Origin of the sequence: Treponema sp. OMZ 840, from assembly GCF_050937815.1 — a bacterium.
Lineage (GTDB): Bacteria > Spirochaetota > Spirochaetia > Treponematales > Treponemataceae > Treponema_C.
In genome coordinates this window covers 85,982-99,782 of sequence record NZ_JACDIJ010000006.1, presented here as the reverse complement: position 1 = coordinate 99,782, position 13,801 = coordinate 85,982, and the positions used below count along the sequence as shown (strand labels likewise).

The 13,801-nt window shown below is 44.7% G+C and carries 14 protein-coding genes; 8 read left to right on the top strand and 6 right to left on the bottom strand.

Going from position 1 to position 13,801, the window contains the following annotated elements:
* Window positions 1-11 precede the first annotated feature (11 nt).
* The 3 genes from H0R92_RS09360 to H0R92_RS09350 are packed head-to-tail and all read right to left on the bottom strand — an operon-like array spanning window position 12 to window position 1,041.
* Window positions 12-425 (bottom strand): hypothetical protein, encoded by a 414-nt coding sequence (locus H0R92_RS09360; RefSeq protein WP_432963671.1) that lies wholly within the window; start codon window positions 423-425, stop codon window positions 12-14.
* A gap of 30 nt (window positions 426-455) precedes the next feature.
* A complete protein-coding gene (locus H0R92_RS09355; RefSeq protein WP_432963669.1) occupies window positions 456-803 on the bottom strand; it encodes a helix-turn-helix domain-containing protein in 348 nt (115 codons plus the stop codon).
* Window positions 787-1,041: a type II toxin-antitoxin system RelE family toxin gene (locus H0R92_RS09350; protein WP_432963666.1), complete on the bottom strand. Its 255-nt coding sequence runs from the start codon at window positions 1,039-1,041 to the stop codon at window positions 787-789. The genes H0R92_RS09355 and H0R92_RS09350 overlap by 17 nt, the downstream gene beginning before the upstream one ends.
* Before the next feature lie 155 nt (window positions 1,042-1,196).
* On the opposite strand from H0R92_RS09350, the gene argS reads away from it, so the two are divergent.
* The 4 genes from argS to H0R92_RS09330 all read left to right on the top strand — a co-directional run bounded on the left by argS (window position 1,197) and on the right by H0R92_RS09330 (window position 7,096).
* Window positions 1,197-3,044 carry an arginine--tRNA ligase gene (argS, locus tag H0R92_RS09345; RefSeq protein ID WP_432963663.1) on the top strand — a complete coding sequence of 616 codons (1,848 nt, stop codon included), beginning with the start codon at window positions 1,197-1,199 and terminating at the stop codon, window positions 3,042-3,044.
* 11 nt (window positions 3,045-3,055) lie between these two features.
* Window positions 3,056-4,285, top strand: coding sequence for an arginine deiminase (gene arcA / locus H0R92_RS09340; protein ID WP_432963660.1), 1,230 nt, complete (start codon window positions 3,056-3,058; stop codon window positions 4,283-4,285).
* Between the two features lie 2 nt (window positions 4,286-4,287).
* Complete coding sequence (gene argF / locus H0R92_RS09335; protein WP_432963657.1) at window positions 4,288-5,280, top strand: ornithine carbamoyltransferase; 993 nt, start codon at window positions 4,288-4,290, stop codon at window positions 5,278-5,280.
* Between the two features lie 118 nt (window positions 5,281-5,398).
* Window positions 5,399-7,096, top strand: a complete 1,698-nt coding sequence (locus H0R92_RS09330; RefSeq protein ID WP_432963654.1) for a formate--tetrahydrofolate ligase — start codon at window positions 5,399-5,401, stop codon at window positions 7,094-7,096.
* A gap of 81 nt (window positions 7,097-7,177) precedes the next feature.
* Here H0R92_RS09330 and thrH read toward each other — a convergent pair whose 3' ends face one another.
* From thrH to H0R92_RS09315, 3 genes are all read right to left on the bottom strand, one after another.
* A complete protein-coding gene (gene thrH, locus H0R92_RS09325; protein WP_432963756.1) occupies window positions 7,178-7,786 on the bottom strand; it encodes a bifunctional phosphoserine phosphatase/homoserine phosphotransferase ThrH in 609 nt (202 codons plus the stop codon).
* A gap of 12 nt (window positions 7,787-7,798) precedes the next feature.
* Complete coding sequence (locus tag H0R92_RS09320; RefSeq protein WP_428770563.1) at window positions 7,799-8,371, bottom strand: nitroreductase family protein; 573 nt, start codon at window positions 8,369-8,371, stop codon at window positions 7,799-7,801.
* A gap of 73 nt (window positions 8,372-8,444) precedes the next feature.
* The gene (locus H0R92_RS09315) at window positions 8,445-9,269 is read right to left on the bottom strand and encodes a pirin family protein (protein ID WP_432963650.1); all 825 of its coding nucleotides are present in this window, start codon (window positions 9,267-9,269) and stop codon (window positions 8,445-8,447) included.
* Window positions 9,270-9,571: 302 nt separating this feature from the next.
* Here H0R92_RS09315 and H0R92_RS09310 point away from each other — a divergent pair, with 302 nt between their 5' ends.
* From H0R92_RS09310 to H0R92_RS09295, 4 genes are all read left to right on the top strand, one after another.
* Window positions 9,572-10,591, top strand: a complete 1,020-nt coding sequence (locus tag H0R92_RS09310; protein WP_432963647.1) for a hypothetical protein — start codon at window positions 9,572-9,574, stop codon at window positions 10,589-10,591.
* A gap of 44 nt (window positions 10,592-10,635) precedes the next feature.
* On the top strand, window positions 10,636-11,712 hold the full coding sequence (locus H0R92_RS09305) for a KamA family radical SAM protein (protein ID WP_432963644.1): 1,077 nt from the start codon (window positions 10,636-10,638) through the stop codon (window positions 11,710-11,712).
* Between the two features lie 176 nt (window positions 11,713-11,888).
* Window positions 11,889-12,704 carry a sigma-70 family RNA polymerase sigma factor gene (locus tag H0R92_RS09300; protein WP_432963641.1) on the top strand — a complete coding sequence of 272 codons (816 nt, stop codon included), beginning with the start codon at window positions 11,889-11,891 and terminating at the stop codon, window positions 12,702-12,704.
* A 55-nt stretch (window positions 12,705-12,759) separates the two neighbouring features.
* The gene (locus tag H0R92_RS09295) at window positions 12,760-13,797 is read left to right on the top strand and encodes a divergent polysaccharide deacetylase family protein (RefSeq protein WP_432963638.1); all 1,038 of its coding nucleotides are present in this window, start codon (window positions 12,760-12,762) and stop codon (window positions 13,795-13,797) included.
* Window positions 13,798-13,801 lie beyond the last annotated feature (4 nt).

Sequence of the window (13,801 nt, the reverse complement as noted above, 5' to 3'; positions counted from 1 at the left end):
ACAGCCGCCCTTCAACTCACATTTGTGAATTCGGTAATGTCTGAAAAATAGGCACAGTCGTAATACGGCGGCTCATCTTTCCATATTTGATGGAATCTTATTATCGCTCCTTCGGAATTAACCTGCAAGTATACGACGAATTTTCCGTTTTTATAGCGGGCGGTCAATTTTTCAAGCAAATTATGCACAATGTCCGTACCGAATGCGGTGATTTTTTCTTTTTCAGCCGCTTTAACGCGATCCCAAAAGTGAACGTGATTATAAAAGGCTTCCGTTTGCGTTTTATCTATTTTTCTTTTTCCGGGAGAAACTTTTTGTCCGCCGCAATCGAGAAAAATCAATTCGTTATTTTGCATATCTTTAACCGAATAAAATTTCGGAAATAAAATCGGCTTCAACTGCTCTAAAAAATCAATCCGTGTCAAAATTATCCTCTTGTATTCGGAGTATGTGCATTATCCGATATCGATTTGACTCACGTCTATATCAAGCGCATCAGCTATTTTCTTTTTTGTTGCCTTACGGATTTTTGCGGCTTTTTCCATTTGACAATATGCCGCTTGACTTATGTTCATTTTTGCGGCAACCTGAGCTTGCGTAAAACCTAAAAACTCTCTCCATGCCTGTATGGGACTTATACCCTGATGAGCTATAGTTTTTATTATTTCATGCGGAATTGTTTTTTCTTCCTGCACCGATTGGACTGTCTTTGTCAAGGCTTTAAATGCATCGAAAGGAATAATCGCATATTCAGGTACACCGGCGGAGTTTTTGATAAATTGGACGTCAGTAAGTGTTGTCATCTCTTTTTTTTACCTCCTCGATTGAAATTATCTCAATCGCTTTATAAAAATTAAATAAGACTCGGAAGCGGCCGATCCGGAGTCGATACTGATAAGTATGATTTTTTAAAGCTTTGACATTTTTAACTACAGGAAAATTATATAGGGTATCAATTCCGTTTGCAATTTGTATTTGTTGAGCTTGAGAAAGCTTACAAAATTGTTTCGCCGCCTTAACTTTCCATTCAATTTTTATCACATAAGTTATTATAAGTAAATATAAGTTTTTTGTCAACTTTTGAAAATTATATTCCGTGGCCAAACGGCTGCGGCGCTTCCCTTGACAAAAAGGGCATATCACTTTAGAGTAATCGTGTATTTTACTATGTATCTTACTGTATAACGGAAAAATCTATGGTTAATTTTGCACGTGTATGCGGCTCGGTTACGGCAGCCGCTTTAAATAAACTTGCCGAAGAAAAAGCAATCGACATGCCGAAGGTTGAACTTTCTTCCCTGCTTTTGGAAACCCCTCCCGACCCCAAGATGGGCGATGTGGGTATTCCCCTGTTCGGCTTTGCTAAAAATTTCAAAATGGGGCCGCCTCAAATTGCGGCGGAAGTGCTTCGCATTATAAACGCCGATTTTCAAAAAGAAGCCGCCGAAGCCGGCGAGTTTATCGCCGTAGGTCCCTATATAAATATCCGTTTGAATAAGGCTGCGGTCAGTGCGGCGGTATTGCAAACGGTGTTTGAGCAAAAAGATTGTTACGGCGCCTTAAACGATGAGGGAAAGCCGCGTTGTGCGGGGCAAAAGGTGATGATTGAATTTTCCAGTCCGAACACAAACAAGCCCCTGCATTTGGGACATTTGCGCAACGACGCTATAGGCGAAAGCATAAGCCGCATTTTGCGCTTTCAGGGGGCGGACGTTTTTAAAACGAATATTATCAATGACCGCGGCGTTCACATTTGTAAGTCCATGCTCGCCTATAAAAAACTGCACACGGCTGAAGCCTATACCGCTTCCGGTCAAGCCGGAAAAGCCGACGATACGCCCGAAAGCTGCGGCGTAAAAAGCGACCGATTTGTCGGCGATTGTTACGTCGAATTCAACGACTACGCCAAAGCGCACCCCGAAGCGGAAACCGAAGCGCAGGAAATGCTTGTACAATGGGAAAAGGGTGAAGAATCCGTTCGCGAATTGTGGAAGCGCATGAACGACTGGGCCATCGCCGGTATTAAACAAACATACGAAAGAACGGGCGTTTCATTCGATAAACTGTTTTTTGAAAGCGATACCTATCTGAAAGGGCGTGAAGAAATTTTGCGCGGTTTGGAGCAGGGTATTTTTTACAAGGACGCCGAGGGTGCTGTGTGGGTAGACCTTGCCGAAATCAATTTGGATAAAAAAGTGCTGCTGCGGAAGGACGGCACTACCGTATACATGACGCAGGATATAGGCTTGGCAATAAACCGGCATGCCGAATGGGCTTTCGATAAACTCGTTTACGTTGTTGCAAGCGAGCAGATTTATCACTTTAAAGTTCTTTTTTACATAATGAAAAAACTCGGCTACGATTGGTACACAAAGCTCTATCACTTAGCCTACGGTATGGTCAATTTGCCCGAAGGCAAGATGAAAAGCCGCGAAGGTACCGTTGTCGATGCCGACGATTTGTTGAACGATTTGCGCGACGAAGCCCTTAAAGAAATTACCGCAAAGGGACGGGAAGAAGCGGTCGGAAATCCCGAAGAGGTGGCCGAAAAGGTGGCATTGGCGGCCGTGCATTACTTTTTGCTTCAAGTGTCGCCGCTTAAGGATATGATTTTTAATCCGAAAGAATCTCTTTCGTTTAACGGAAACACGGGGCCCTACCTTCAATACATGGGCGCGCGCATTTGTTCGGTTCTTGCCAAGGCCGAAAAAGAAGGCTTAAAGTCGGCTTATGAGATGAGTACGGAGGATTTTCAAAAAGCATGCGCTCTGTTGGAAAACGAAGCCGAATGGGATTTAATAAAGCTTATCGCTTCTTTTCCGCGCGTATTGGAAAAATCCGCCGAAAACCTCGATTCGGCTTTGATTGCAGGTTATGCATACGATATTGCCAAAGCATTCAGCAAATTTTATCACGACTGCCCGATTGTAAGCGCCGGCGATAAAACCCTTACGGCCGCCCGGCTCAGCCTGGCCCATGCCGTTTTAACCGTGCTTAAAAACACCCTGCACTTAATTTTGGTTCCCTTTCTTGAAGTGATGTAGGGGAGCCGGCCGTGTCTGCAATACAGATAACAAGCGAAATTAAGCCTTTAAAAAAAGTGCTTTTACACCGCCCCGGAAACGAATTGTTGAACCTTACACCGTCGAATCTTGAAAACCTCCTGTTTGACGATATTCCCTATTTGGCGGCGGCTCAAAAAGAGCACGACCTTTTTGCCGATATTTTTCGACAAAAAGGGATAGAAGTCGTCTATCTTGAAAATCTTATGGCCGAAGTACTCGATATGTCGGAGGAAATAAAAAAGCGTTTTTTGGAACAATACCTTTTTGAAGCCCGCATATATACAAAGGAATATAAAAAAGCCGTTTTCGATTTTTTAATGCGGATTCCCGATAATAAAGAATTGGTTTTAAAAACTATGGAAGGAATCAACCTAAACGAATTAAACGGCAGCGTTTTTAACTCTCTTGAAAATCACATAAAAAATCATGATAAGCTTATTATCGACCCCATGCCAAACCTGTATTTTACCCGCGACGCTACCGCTGCAATCGGAAGAGGAATTTGCATAAACAGCATGTACTCCGTTACGCGGAAGCGCGAAACCGTTTACAGTGAATATATTTTTAACCACCATCCCGACTTTAAAGAAAATGTAAAACAATATTACAAACGCACGGATCCCTTTCATATTGAAGGGGGCGACATTACCAATTTGAACGAGCATATTATTGCAGTCGGCGTTTCCGAGCGTACTTGCGCGGATGCCGTTGAAGCTTTGGCGCGCAATTTATTTGCAGATAACGATTCTGCAATAGACACCGTCCTCGCCTTTACGATTCCGGCAAAACGGGCCTTTATGCATTTGGATACGGTTTTTACCCAAGTCGATACCGATATATTCGTCGTTCATCCGGGAATTTTGCGTACTTTGGAAGTATTTGAACTGAAAGCCGCATCCGGCGGCGGTGTGAACATAAAACAGGTACAAGGATCTTTGGAGCGGATATTGGCTTCCTATTTAAAACTGGATGCCGTATCGCTGATACACTGCGGCGCAGGAAATAAAATAGCGGCGGAACGCGAACAGTGGAACGACGGTTCAAACACCCTGTGTATCGCTCCGGGTGAAGTTATCGTCTACGAGCGGAACAATATAACAAACGAACTGCTCGATGCACGCGGAATAAAGCTGCACCCGATACTCAGTTCGGAATTATCGCGCGGGCGCGGCGGCCCCCGCTGTATGAGCATGCCTCTTGTAAGGTCAAAAGGAGTATAACTATGGGAATAAGCTTAAGCGGACGCAGCTTTTTAAAGCTGTTCGATTTTACCCCCGAACAAATCAGGTATTTACTTGATTTGGCTAAAGAATTAAAACGTCTTAAATCCGCGGGGGTGGCGCACCGTCATCTAACCGGTAAAAATATCGTATTGCTGTTTGAAAAAACATCGACACGTACACGCTGCGCATTTGAAGTTGCCGCAATGGATCTGGGTATGGGCGTTACTTTTTTGGATCCTCAATCCAGTCAAATGGGAAAAAAAGAAAGCATTGCGGATACTGCCAGAGTTTTGGGCAAAATGTATGACGGCATCGAATATCGGGGATTTTCGCAAACGATTGTAGAAGATATAGCCCGCTACGCCGGTATTCCCGTGTGGAACGGCTTAACCGACGATTTTCATCCGACCCAAGTATTGGCCGACCTTTTGACAATCGAAGAAAAAAAAGGCCGGCTTGCAGGCATTAATTTTACCTTTATGGGGGATGCCCGTAATAATGTAGCCAATTCGCTTATGATCGGCTGCGCAAAGATGGGACTGCATTTTACCGCTTGTGCTCCTAAAGACTTGTGGCCTAAACAGGAATTGATTGACAAAACAAAAAAAATTGCAGCCGAAACCGGCGCCCGTCTTCGTTTTACGGAAGATATCGATGAAGGTGCAAAAAATGCCGATGTCATATACACGGATATTTGGGTATCAATGGGCGAAAAAGAAGAAGTTTGGGAATCGCGCATTAAACTTTTGAAAAAATATCAAGTAAACGGCGCGTTGATGAAGCGGGCGGCGGACAAGGCGATTTTTATGCACTGTTTGCCGTCTTTCCACGACACAAATACAACCGTAGGCGCCGATATTGCACAGCGTTTCGGCATAACCGAAATGGAAGTAACGGACGAAGTGTTTGAATCTGCGCAATCGGTTGTATTCGATGAAGCCGAAAACCGCATGCATACGATAAAAGCCGTTATGTATGCAACGCTGCGATAAAAGACCGTCAGCTTATATACAGTACAAAATGAACTGTATATAAGCGATGCAAAAACACAAAAATCTTTTTGGCTTTTTCCCACTTCCACAAAAACGGCATATATTTTATACTGATTGTATGCTTTCGGATATTGAAATTGCACACTCCCGGACAATGGAGAACGTTCACGAGCTTGCGCAAAAACTCGGTTTACAAGCCGCCGACTATGAATTATACGGAACCTATAAGGCTAAAATTAATTTAAAGACAATGTACCGCCTTATGGAAACCCCTGCAAACAAGCGCGGCAAACTTATTTTGGTAAGCGCCCTTACACCGACCGCTGCCGGAGAAGGAAAATCCACCGTATCCATCGCTCTTGCCGACGGGCTGCGGAAAATCGGTAAAAAAGCCGTGCTTGCGCTGAGAGAACCTTCACTCGGCCCCTGTTTCGGCATCAAAGGCGGTGCATGCGGCGGAGGCTATGCACAAATCGTTCCGATGGAGGATATAAACCTCCATTTTACGGGCGACATACACGCCGTATCCGCCGCCAATAATTTGATTGCGGCTCTCATCGACAATCATATTCAGCAGGGAAACGCTCTGAACCTCGATCCGCGCAGTATTTCATGGCGGCGTTGTCTTGATTTGAACGACCGCACATTGCGCAATGTCCTGATAGGACTCGGCGGTACTGCCGACGGCGTTCTGCGTGAAGAGCATTTCGATATTGCCGTTGCAAGCGAAATTATGGCTATTCTCTGCCTTTCAAAATCGATTGACGAATTAAAAAACAGGCTGGGCAATATTTTTATCGGAAAAACCTATGCCAAAGAACCCGTGTATCTAAAACAGCTCGGTGCGGAAGGAGCCGCCGCAGCCCTTCTTAAAGATGCGCTTCGTCCCAATCTGGTGCAAACGCTTGAACATACGCCCGCCTTTGTGCACGGCGGCCCCTTTGCAAATATAGCTCACGGCTGCAACAGTATAAATGCAACCCTGTGCGCCCTTGCCTTAGGCGATTACACCGTTACGGAAGCCGGCTTTGCCGCCGACTTGGGTGCTGAAAAATTTATGGATATAAAATGCAGGCTTGCCGGAATTGCGCCCGATGCCGCCGTTATCGTTGCGACGGTGCGCGCTCTTAAAATGCACGGCGGCGTATCCAAAGCCGACTTGGAAAAACCGAATCCGGCCGCAATGCTGAACGGCTTTGAAAACCTGCGCGTTCACATAGAAAATATGAGCTCTTTCGGCGTTCCCGTCGTCGTTGCGGTAAACCGCTTTTCAGGCGATACGGAGGAAGAACTGCAAGCTTTGTTTGGTGCGTGCCGCTCTCTTACGGTGTGCGGAAAAGACGGGACTCCCGCAGTTCTTTGTGAAGGCTGGGCTAAGGGCGGAGACGGAGCGGCAGACCTTGCCCGCACTGTTGCTGCTTTGTGCGATTCCGCATCCGCGCGTTTTACGCCCCTCTATAAATCCGAAGATTCTTTTACGGACAAAATAGAAAAAATTGCCCGCAATATATACCGCGCATCAAGGGTAGAGTTTTCGCCCGCCGCTTTAAAAAAGATAAAAGAATATACTGCCGCAGGCTGGGCACATCTTCCCGTCTGCATTGCAAAGACACAGAATTCAATCAGCCACGATAAAAATCTTTTGGGCGCCCCTTCAGGCTATGTGTTTCCGGTACGCGACGTATTGCTTAAGAGCGGGGCGGGTTTTTTGACGGTGCTTGCAGGAGACATGATGACCATGCCCGGCTTACCTAAAATACCGGCCGCCTGTTCCATAGATGTGGACAACGACGGGCATATTTCGGGTCTTTTTTAAGACGCGGCAGGCGGCACACCCGAAATCCGGCAGCAAGCTGCACGTTTTTCCGGTGTACCGGATTTTACAAGCCCGCCGTTTTTAAGCTTGGGCAAGCGTTTCGCTTATCGCCTTTAATAAATCGCCGTATTCGCTGAAAGCCGGGATTGCGGGATTTTCGGCAATAATGTGTTCCGGAGCGCGGAACAAAAAGCCCTTTCGGCTTTGCTTTATCATCGCAAGGTCGTTAAACGAATCTCCTGCGGCAATCGTGTCGAACCCGATTGACTGCAAAGCGCAGACTGCATGATACTTTCCGTTTTGTTGGCGCAGTTTATAGCCGCTTATCATACCGTCCGAATCGACAATCAATTCGTTGCAAAAAATAAGGGGCATACCCAGCTTTTTCATAAGCGGAAGCGAAAACTGCGTAAAGGTATCGGATAAAATAATAACCTGACAGCGTGTTCTCAGCTCATCCAAAAAATCCTTTGCCCCCGGCATCGGATCGATTTGAGCGATTACATCCTGAATCGCACTCAAACCGAGTTTATGCTCTTTTAAAATATCCAAACGCTTGTGCATAAGCACATCGTAATCGTTTATATCGCGCGTGGTAAGCCGCAATTCCTTTATACCGGTTTTTTCGGCAAAGGCAATCCATATTTCGGGAACCAAAACTCCTTCCAAATCAAGACAGGTTACATACATAGGCACAAACCGCTATATTATAATTTTTACTCTTGTGTCGATATTTTCTTTTTCTTTCGGTTCGGGTTCGCTTCCGATTCCGCCGAAAGGCATTTGGGCAAGCAGTATATATTCTGCGGGGACGGAAAAAAGCTCTTTTACCTTTTCGTCGATAACCGGATTATAGTGCTGCAATGAAGCTCCGATTCCCTTTTCACGCAAAGCTGTCCAAACGGCAAGCTGAAGCATTCCGTTTGCCTGATTTGCCCATACCGGAAAATTTGCCGCATAGGCTGCAAATTTTTCCTGCAGTGCTTTTACCGTTTTTTCATCGTAAAAGAAGAGAACGGTACCGGCTCCCGCCTTAAAAGAATCGATTTTTTCCCGCGGAACTTTTCCGTTAAAAACCTCATATATCGAGTCCCAAAGCAAATCATGCTTTTCACCGAATACCGTAACAAGCCTGGCGCTTTTCATATTAAAGGCATCGGGTACCGCTTCCGTTACTTTTTTTATTACGGAACCGACCTCATCGATTGCAATCGGCAGTTTTTTTGTAATGTTATAATAGCTTCTGCGCTTTTCCAAAGACTGTATAAATTCCATATAGTTCTCCTTATATCACTGTATAACCGCAGGTTATACTCAAATTTTCTATTTACGATATGCTCGTAAGCTGCTATTGTATAAAATTTCCGTTTTCCAAATCCGCAAAGGCTTGCTGTAATTCCGCTTTTGTGTTCATAACTATAGGGCCGCCCCATGCAATCGGCTGGTGCAATGCCGTTGAGCCGATAAACAACACTTTTGCCGTTTTGTCTGCGGCCTTTACGGTAACGGAATCGCCTTCGCTTAATTTTACCGCGGTTTTTTCTTTTACCCGTTCACCGTTTACAAAAACGTCGGAAAGAAGGGTAAACAGCATAACGGAATCCTCATATGCCGTATCAAGCGTCAGTTCCGCATCCGCATTGAGCGTAATGTCGTAGTAATTGAGCGGCAGGTATTTGCTTTGAAATCCCTTGTGTTCTTTATAAGTGCCGGCAAGAAGCCGTATATAGCCGTCTGTAAAAGGAATTTCTTTTATTTCCGCATTTTTTATACTGCGGTATTCGGGCGGTACCATTTTTTTGTCCGCCGGCAAATTAAGCCACAGCTGCACCCCCAAAAGCCGTTCGCTTGCAGGCAGTTTTTCTTCGTGAAGGATGCCCCTGCCGGCTGTCATCCATTGTACTTCACCGTCTGCAACCGTATCTTCAAAACCGAGGCTGTCTTTGTGCTTCATTTTTCCCTTGTATACATAGCTGACGGTTTCAATACCCCGATGCGGATGCATGGGAAAACCCGCCGTATAATCGTCGGGATTTGTACTGTCGAACGAATCGAGCATTAAAATCGGATCAAAATCGCTTGTCGTACCGTGTCCCAATACACGGACTAAATTGACTCCCGCTCCGTCTTGTGCGGGAAATCCGGTAACCGATGTTTTTATTTTTCTTTCCATAAATATATTCCTTTTTTGTAGTGTATACATAAAATACAAAATTCCCGTATTTTAGTCAAATCGATAAAACATCTAAAAAGATGTTTTTGAAGAACCTGCTTCGCTACTAGAATAAAAGCCGTTTTTACGGGATAATGGGGGTTAAGGATGTAAGCTGAACAGCGTACGGCCGGCGCGGCTTTCAGCTTGCCGAGTTTGCTTATTGCAAACTTGTATATTATATGTACGTTCTCACTTCGCTGCGAACGTGCGTAAAAAGTCAATCGAAAGCGACACTTTTTTTGACTTTTATGGGAGACAGTATGAAAAAGACACTACTTGTATGTTTGGCGGTTTTCGCTTTATTCGGCATCGTATATGCCGAAAGTGCCGAGGAAAAAAGTCCCTGGGATTTTTCGGTTACAACGGATTTTGCCTATTATCCCAAAAGCGCGTATAAAAGCGGAACTTCGGGAAAGGCTCATTTTGCGCCGATGACCGGTATTTACAGCGGTTTGGAGTTCCGTGTAACGGGAACCGCCGGTTATACGATTCCCGTTCCCTTCGGAGAAAATGCGCTTGTAAAAGACAACAAACTTCGTTTTTACGCGGATTTTGAATTAAGTCCCGTATCTATTGCCCCCGCTTTGGGAATAAGCTTTACACCTATTGCCTTTTTGAATTTTTCGGCCGGAACGTCTATCGGCGCCGCGTGGGATTTTATCGGCATTCAGGGTCTTGCAAAATGGAATCCGCTTAAATACGATGATACATTAAAAAAATACGGTTCGTATGAAAGTCTTCCCTTTAAGAGCGCGCGCTGGGATGCATGGTTTCAGGGTGCCTTTATGTTCGACCTTGCCGCCGTTGTACCGGGAGATTGGAATCACGTGATTACTTATAATTCCTACAAGGTGATGTACCGCGGCATTACGTCGGACGGCGAAAACGGCAATCCTTGGCTGTATCAGGGAAGCGGTGAAAAAATCAACGGCTGGCAGTATGGAGCAAACTTTATTATCGGATACCAAATGCCGCTTGTACCCGTATTGGACACCGTCGCCGTTCAAACGGAGCTTGACGGCCAGTTTAACGGAAAAAAAGATTTTGCCGAACAATATCATCATATGAATCCCGGTTTTATGAAAATTGCGGTAAGTCCCGTGTTTGTTTTTAAATTTTCCGAAAAAGATGCGCTTACAACCCAGTTCCAATTTTCAAGCCGCCGCCGGTTTGCAAAAGAATATACAAAATCAAAAGAAATGTTCATTGAAGATTTGGGCTTTACCGGCCGCGAATGGTATTTTAGCCGCATCGCGCTCAGCTACAAACACAGTTTTTAACGTAGCTCCCGGTTTTTAACTTATATTGTAATTTATAATATATAATGATTGAACAAATCAGTCCCCACTGGCGTTCCGTCATGGAACGCCTTGAGGCGGCTCTTGAGCACGCCCTTTTTAAATCCCCGCAGGATTCGAAGCCGGGGCAGGCATTGAACGCCTTACGGAAACAACTTGCCGCCTCGAACAAAGAAAACATTGTGCTGCCCTATGAAAACGATGATCCTCTCGGCTCGGCCCTTTACAGTGTACACGCGGAATGCGGTAAAAATACCGAACATAAAAACGGGCAGTACAAAAACCGCATTATTCATCAATATAAAAACCGCTGCCTTTTTGTAACAACGGGGCGCTGTTTTGCCCGCTGCCGCTATTGCTTTCGCCGCAACAGTTCCGCCCTCGATTATCCGTTTGCCTCCGCTGCGCAAATAGATGAACTTTGTGCATATATCGGGGCGCACAGTGAAGTTCGGGAAGTGCTTTTATCGGGCGGCGACCCTTTGACCGGCTCCGATACGCAGCTTGAAGCTTTATTGGGCGCTTTACGCTCTTGCCGAGCCGATTTGCTCATCCGCGTATGTACGCGTGCCCCCGTATTTGCGCCCGAACGCTTTACGCCGCGCCTGCTTGCCTTACTAAAAGCTTATAAACCGCTGTGGCTTATTCCTCATATAAACCATGCCGCCGAATTTTCTCCCGATTTTGCCCCCGAAGCCCATGCTGCCCTATCCGCGCTTGCGGAAAACGGAATACCGATGCAAAGTCAAACGGTACTTTTGCGCGGCATTAACGACAACCTCAGTGTGCTTAGCGATTTGTTTACCGAATTAACCTTACTTGGTATAAAGCCGGGCTATCTTTTTCAGGGCGATTTGGCTCCGGGAACCTCTCATTTCCGCGTTCCGATTGATGAAGGATTAAAATTATATGAACAATTACGGGCGGAATTATCGGGACTGTCTACTCCCGTATACAGTGTGGATATACCGGGCGGAGGCGGAAAGTTTAATTTACTGCAATTGCATTCACGCTTTTCCGATATGCGGGTTGAAACCTCCAAAAATGCATATATTTTTAGAGATAACAGAGGTTTTTGTTACCGCTATCCCATTGAAATATAAAACAAAAACTGTCTACAAAATCATACAATTATAGCGTATACTTTTGTATATTTTGTTTTTTTCTTTTTCAAAGATATTTTATTTTTATATAATATAAAGAAATAAAAATATTTCTCCGTTTTATTTTTTGGCACGGTTCTTGCATATATTTGTAATAGAAAACGGGAGAAATAGATATGGAACAAAACCTTTATCGTATGTACATTAATCAAATAAAAAAGTTTCCTTTGCTTTCGCCCGAGCAAGAAAAAATATGTGCGTATAAAATCCAAAGGGGAGATAAAAAAGCCGCGCAAACGCTTATCAATGCCAATTTACGTTTAGTTATTTCAATTGCATTTAAATATGTAAACACATCCGTTCCCATTATGGATATTATACAAGAAGGAAATATGGGACTGATGACCGCAGTTGAAAAATTTAATCCTTCCTTTAACACACGATTTTCAACTTATGCATATATGTGGATTGTCCAACATATAACGCGATATATACGTTTAAAAGATACGGCAATTCCTTTGCCGGCGATGAAAGAAGAATCAATACGCATGCTTGTAACTGCAGAAGAAGAATTGCGGCAACACTTTCACCGTAATCCGACAATACGGGAGCTTGCATTATTTTTAAACATGGAAGAAAAAGCCGTAGAAAAACTGCTTCAATACAAATATGCCGTTATCAGTTTAGAGGAAAAAGTCGATCCTGCCGGAGAAGTAACTTTTTCCGACTTATTGCCGGACTCGTCGGAATCGCCCGAAACAAAGATTTTAAATCGAATAAGCCAAGAACAATGTGAAAATTTAATTCGGCTTTTACCCAAACGCGAATGCTTGGTGTTATTAAATAAGTACAGAGCTTCTATAAACGGTGAAAAAATCACGTTGCGGCAAATCAGCTATAAATTAGGCATATCCGCCGAAGCTGTACGTCAGCTTGAAATGCGGGGACGGGCAAACATGCGAAAAGTTTTAAATAAATGTGCCGTTTTATAAGCGTTAAAAGCTCCGATTGACAGCGGCTTTATAAAAGGTTATTATAAATTCCTGTATGAAAAAAAAATCTCCGCAAGTTAAAATTTCCAAGCGAAAATCAGCGCTTATAGGTACGGCTTTAATTATTGCAGGCTTTGCGGTACTTTTTTTCAGTATAGCGCTTAATCCGAAAAAAACTCCTAAAGAACAAGCAGGCGTCCATACCGAAACGCCGCCCGCTTCTCAGACCGCTTCAACCGAAATTTCAAAAAAACAGACAGGAGAATTGCAAACGCCTCCATCTTCGGTCCAAACGGAAAAAAAAGGTACTTCTTCCGGAGACGCTTTGGCACTTGCGCCGCGTCCGAGCGATAAGATTGTTCCCGCGGTGCCGGACAGCCCGAAAAAGCCGGATGATAAACCGCCGCCGGTACAGCCTCCCGCTAAAAAAAGCGGTAAGCTTATCTTTATTTTCGATGATGCGGGAAACAGTTTAAAACAGGCAAAGCTTTTTTTACAGCTGCCCTTTCCCATCACAATTGCGGTGCTGCCGGGATTGCCCGAATCGAAGACAACCGCCGATGCCGTAAGAGCGGCCGGAAAAGAAGTGTTTTTACATCAGCCCATGCAGGCCGTAGACCTTTCAATCAATCCGGGTCCCGGCTCCATTCAGCCCGATATGACTACCGGAGAAGCCGCACGCATTGTGCGTAAAAATATTGCCGAAATAGGGCCTATTGCGGGAATGAACAACCACGAGGGTTCTCTTATTACCGCCGACCGCAATCTTATCGGAGCGGTCCTTGATGTGTGCATAGACGAAAAAATCATTTTTTTGGATTCGCGCACCAGTTCAAAAACACAGGCTCCCTTTGCGGCTATGGAGCGCGGTATGCATATATGGGAACGGGACGTTTTTTTGGACAATAAGCCGGTAAAGGCGGAAATGCGTGCGATGATTGAAAAGGGGCTTGCCATTGCCGACAAAAAAGGCTATGCGATTATGATAGGACATGTACAGACACCGCCCCTTGCCGCATTGCTGAATGAAATGTACGCGGACTTGCAAAAGCAAGGCTATGTATTTACGACGCTCAGCCGTATGAAAAAATAAAGAG

Bases quoted from the DNA above. Each gene is read 5' to 3' on its own strand.
- H0R92_RS09355 (WP_432963669.1), bottom strand. From the start codon at position 803: ATGACAACACTTACTGACGTCCAATTTATCAAAAACTCCGCCGGTGTA.
- argS (WP_432963663.1), top strand. From the start codon at position 1,197: ATGGTTAATTTTGCACGTGTATGCGGCTCGGTTACGGCAGCCGCTTTA.
- argF (WP_432963657.1), top strand. From the start codon at position 4,288: ATGGGAATAAGCTTAAGCGGACGCAGCTTTTTAAAGCTGTTCGATTTT.
- H0R92_RS09330 (WP_432963654.1), top strand. From the start codon at position 5,399: ATGCTTTCGGATATTGAAATTGCACACTCCCGGACAATGGAGAACGTT.
- thrH (WP_432963756.1), bottom strand. From the start codon at position 7,786: ATGTATGTAACCTGTCTTGATTTGGAAGGAGTTTTGGTTCCCGAAATA.
- H0R92_RS09320 (WP_428770563.1), bottom strand. From the start codon at position 8,371: ATGGAATTTATACAGTCTTTGGAAAAGCGCAGAAGCTATTATAACATT.
- H0R92_RS09315 (WP_432963650.1), bottom strand. From the start codon at position 9,269: ATGGAAAGAAAAATAAAAACATCGGTTACCGGATTTCCCGCACAAGAC.
- H0R92_RS09310 (WP_432963647.1), top strand. From the start codon at position 9,572: ATGAAAAAGACACTACTTGTATGTTTGGCGGTTTTCGCTTTATTCGGC.
- H0R92_RS09305 (WP_432963644.1), top strand. From the start codon at position 10,636: ATGATTGAACAAATCAGTCCCCACTGGCGTTCCGTCATGGAACGCCTT.
- H0R92_RS09300 (WP_432963641.1), top strand. From the start codon at position 11,889: ATGGAACAAAACCTTTATCGTATGTACATTAATCAAATAAAAAAGTTT.
- H0R92_RS09295 (WP_432963638.1), top strand. From the start codon at position 12,760: ATGAAAAAAAAATCTCCGCAAGTTAAAATTTCCAAGCGAAAATCAGCG.